Consider the following 4,207-nt stretch of genomic DNA (forward strand, 5'->3'; position numbering starts at 1 on the left):
GACCTTATTCATAATGGTATTCGCTTCAAAGAGTTTGTAGGTGTTATTCAGGTAGGCAATACACAAGTAGAAGTCTTACCCAAAGCGGACAAGAATCTAAAGGATCAAGTCTCTGAAGATAAATGGAGAAAGGTCCTCATAGGAATGCTAAAAACAGTCCATGGTTTTGATGTAAAATCTCCAAGTTTAAGTAGCCTCAATCTAAAATCCAATACTATCCTTGACCTGTATTTTGAGATTTTCATCAAAGAAGTCGAATATCTTCTTCATTCAGGTTTGATTAAAAAATACAGAAAGGTAAATGGGAATATAAACGCTTTAAAAGGCAGTTTGCAGTTTGGGAAGCATATTCAGTATAACCTGGTCCATCAGGAGCGCTTTTTTGTAAAGTATAATGTGTATGATGTATCTCATACTATTCACTTTATCCTGTACAAGGCTCTCCGTTTGCTCAAATTAATCAATACCAACTCTGCCTTGTATAGCAGGATAGGAGCACTTATGCTTCATTTTCCTGAGATGCCTGATATTAGGGTTTCCGAAAGTACCTTTGACCGACTAATTCTAAATAGAAAAACATATACTTACCAAAAAGCATTGGAGATCAGTAAGTTATTGTTGCTTCGTTTTCATCCGGATTTAAGTAAAGGCAAAAATCATGTTTTGGCCTTGATGTTTGACATGAATCTGCTTTGGGAAAAGTTTGTTTATATCAGTTTGAAAAAACATAAGGATATTCAGGTTTTCGCCCAAAACAAAAAATTTTTCTGGAATCCAACTATTGGTCAAAGACGAACAATCCGACCTGATATCAGGATTATCAAAGGCAAACAAACTTTCGTATTCGATACCAAATGGAAAATGCTCAAAGACAACAAACCGTCCGTAGAAGACGTCCGGCAGATGTATGCCTACCATCACTACTTCAAAGCAGAGAAAGTGGCTTTACTTTATCCAGGTGATTTCAATCCTATGTCTGGAAAATATGTAGATATTGAAGATCAGAAGTTGGATTCTTCTTTTGAGTGTTCTTTGATTTTTTTACCTGTGGTTATGGATGTAAGAAAATGGCAGGAGGATATTTGTGATAAGGTTAAATTATGGATTTCATAATTGTAGAAGAATCCAATTGGGTAGAAGAAGAATTTATTATTGCAATTACATGAATAGTTTACAGAATATAGATCATCTGTGCCTATCCTTACCATCTGTGGTTAATAAAAACTTTACGGGAATCCTGCATACGTTTACTACCACTGATTTTCACAGATGGGTTTGAATTTCGAGGAGGAGTAATCAATGAGTTTATTGATCTTGAATGTCAATCCCCTAATATTGCTACCCAAAAATACCTGAAATCACTCCGCCATCGTGGCTGATGGTCTGGCCTGTGATATAACTACTGTGCGGGGATAGCAGCCACGCAGCCAAAGATGCAAGTTCTTCAGCCTGACCTAATCTGCCAACCGGAACTTTATCCGCCAGTTCTTTTTTAGCTTCTTCATAACTGATGCCTTGATTATTGCTGTTGTTTTTGATGACGCGGTCAATCGCAGGAGTATCATGGGAACCGGGGGCCAAAACATTGACTGTGACGCCTTTTGGCGCAATTTCAACCGCAAGACTTTTGGCAAATCCGACCACTGCAGCCCTAAAAGAATTACTCAAGGCCAAAGCAGGAATGGGTTGCTTTACGGATTGACTTTCCAGAAATAATATTCTGCCATAACCTTTCTCTACCAATAGGGGAGCGATGCGTAAGGAAAGGTCAATTTTCCAGCGCATGACCAGTGGCCAGGCAGCATCCCAATCATCCATCTTGGTTTGGAGAGGTGTACCAGTAGGAGGGCCTCCAGCATTTAAAAAAATTCCATGAAAATCAGCTTTTTTTGCCGTTTCAACGATTTTATCAAGGGTATCTGAATCCGTCACACTGCCTTCGATTATTTCCGTGCTACCAGCAAAATCTGAAAATTTATCGCGTAGCAAATCTCCTCTGCGGGCCACAAGTACCACCCGTGCCCCTTCATTTAAAAGTTGCCGGGCTATGGCTTCCCCAAATCCGCTGCTTGCTCCACAAATAATAAATTGCTGTTGACTGATTTTCAAATCCATAAGTGAGGTTTTTTAAAGGTGAAAATCCCATTGAAATAGGTACCCTTAACTCCGGAAATATACAAAAAAGTATTTTACGAAAGGTTTCTGGCATCAACACTTCAGAACCTGGTGATCATCAATCTTTTCTACCAAAAGTAATGAAACGAGGGATAGGCAGACCCAAGAATGATGTTGAAAATCGCTTCCGACAAAAAAGTATTCCTTACCCTGACCTAATACTTATCTTTTCCATTCACCACACTCTTTTTCCCTTTGCTGATTTTTGAAATTGCTTTTTTTAGTTTTTTGGTATATTGAAAATGATTTCAATCGATTGACTATAAACCTATGAAACCTAAAATGCATTGTGGCAGGTGGATCTTACCTGCACTTTTTGTAATGGCTTTTGCCTGCCAGGAAAAAAGTAAATCCCCAGAAGAACTTCACATCATCCAAATGGATCACGACGAAGTCCGTAAAATGGCTTCTGAAATTGAGGCTACTATGAACCCCCAACTGTCGGAAGGACTCTCGATGTCTATTTGGGCTGTAGATTCAATGATTATTGATCCCATTTCCATCAGCATGGATGAGGATGGTTCATTGTATTATACAAGTTCAGGAAGACTTGGAAAAGTGGAATTCGATATCCGAGGTCATCAGGATTGGGAGATTGAATCCATTTCCCTTCAGGATATAGAAGAAAAAAGGGCTTTTTTGAGAAAGGAGCTTTCTCCTGAAAACTCGGAGAAAAACACATGGCTTAAAGATTATAACAATGATGGTTCGCACGATTGGCGGGATATGCTGGAGATCAAAGAATCTGTTTACAGAATCAAGGATAGCAATGGCGATGGTCTGGCCGATTGGTCTCAGAGGGTTATAGAAGATTTTCATGAAGAAGTTACAGACATTGCAGCTGCAGTCCTCAAACACGAAGGAGATCTTTTTGTAGGAGTGGGTCCCGATATGTGGAGGTTGAGAGATAAAAACGGTGATGGGCTGATGGACGAAAAAACAAGTATTTCCCATGGTTATGGAATACATATTGGTTTTGGTGCCCATGGCATGTCCGGTGCCAAAGTAGGACCTGATGGCAGGATTTATTGGGCCATCGGAGATATTGGTTTTAATGGTGTGGATCAAGACGGAAAACAGTGGAAATACCCCAACAGGGGTGTGGTGGTAAGGTCAAATCCGGATGGCTCAGACTTTGAAGTGTTCGCCATGGGTGTAAGGAATACGCATGAGTTTGTTTTTGATGAATACAATAACCTGATATCGGTCGACAATGACGGAGATCACAGAGGAGAGAGTGAAAGGCTTGTTTACCTGGTCAATGGATCAGATACCGGTTGGAGAATCAATTGGCAGTTTGGTAAATACCGAGACCCAAATAACAATACGTATAAAGTCTGGATGGACGAAAAAATGTATATTCCTCGACATGAGGGACAAGCAGCTTATATCACTCCACCGATCATCAATTATGTCAATGGTCCTACAGGAATGATATACAATCCCGGAACAGCCATGGCACCAAGGTGGAAAAATACATTTTTCGTTGTAGAGTTTGTGGGTAATCCTGCAAGGTCAGGCATACACGCATTCAAACTTAAGCCTCAGGGAGCTACTTTTGAACTTGCAGAAACGGAGATGATCCAATCACAGATGTTGCCTACTGGAATAGATTTTGGGCCTGATGGAGCCATTTATGCTGCTGACTGGATCAATGGATGGGGTAATAAAAATTATGGCAGGATTTGGAAGCTGGATGATGATGAAGGAAAAAACTGGGAAGCCAGAAAAGAAACCCAAAGAAGGATAGTTCTGGATTACAAAAAGATGTCAGAGGATGAGCTTTTGGACCATTTGATGTTTGAGGACCTGCGTATCCGTAGGAAAGCCCAGTTTGAATTGGCCAGAAGAGGGGATAAAGGCGCTGCAGTTTTTCAAAAAGCTATAGACCAAAAAGAAAATCAATTGGCAAGGGTAAATGCCATAGTCGGAATCAGCCAACTGGCAAGGATGGATAATCCTGACCATGCCAAAAAGTTGAGCAATCTTCTGCATGAAGCCAATTGTATGATTATTCCGCATAGCCATAAGA

The 4,207-nt window shown here is 40.3% G+C and carries 2 protein-coding genes and 1 pseudogene; 2 read left to right on the top strand and 1 reads right to left on the bottom strand.

Going from position 1 to position 4,207, the window contains the following annotated elements; translation table 11 throughout:
- Nucleotides 1-1,113: restriction endonuclease (locus EA341_RS00590; protein ID WP_293010740.1), on the top strand; the 1,113-nt coding region annotated here is incomplete at its 5' end.
- 225 nt (nucleotides 1,114-1,338) lie between these two features.
- On the opposite strand, the gene EA341_RS00595 is transcribed toward EA341_RS00590, so the two are convergent.
- Nucleotides 1,339-2,115, bottom strand: coding sequence for an SDR family oxidoreductase (locus tag EA341_RS00595; RefSeq protein WP_293010741.1), 777 nt, complete (start codon nucleotides 2,113-2,115; stop codon nucleotides 1,339-1,341).
- A gap of 330 nt (nucleotides 2,116-2,445) precedes the next feature.
- Between EA341_RS00595 and EA341_RS00600 the strand changes: the two are divergent.
- Nucleotides 2,446-4,207 (top strand): annotated as a pseudogene (locus tag EA341_RS00600) (heme-binding protein); the annotation flags it as partial.

It is taken from the genome of Mongoliibacter sp., assembly GCF_007692705.1.
Classification (GTDB): domain Bacteria; phylum Bacteroidota; class Bacteroidia; order Cytophagales; family Cyclobacteriaceae; genus Mongoliibacter.

Bases quoted from the DNA above. Each gene is read 5' to 3' on its own strand.
- EA341_RS00595 (WP_293010741.1), bottom strand. From the start codon at position 2,115: ATGGATTTGAAAATCAGTCAACAGCAATTTATTATTTGTGGAGCAAGC.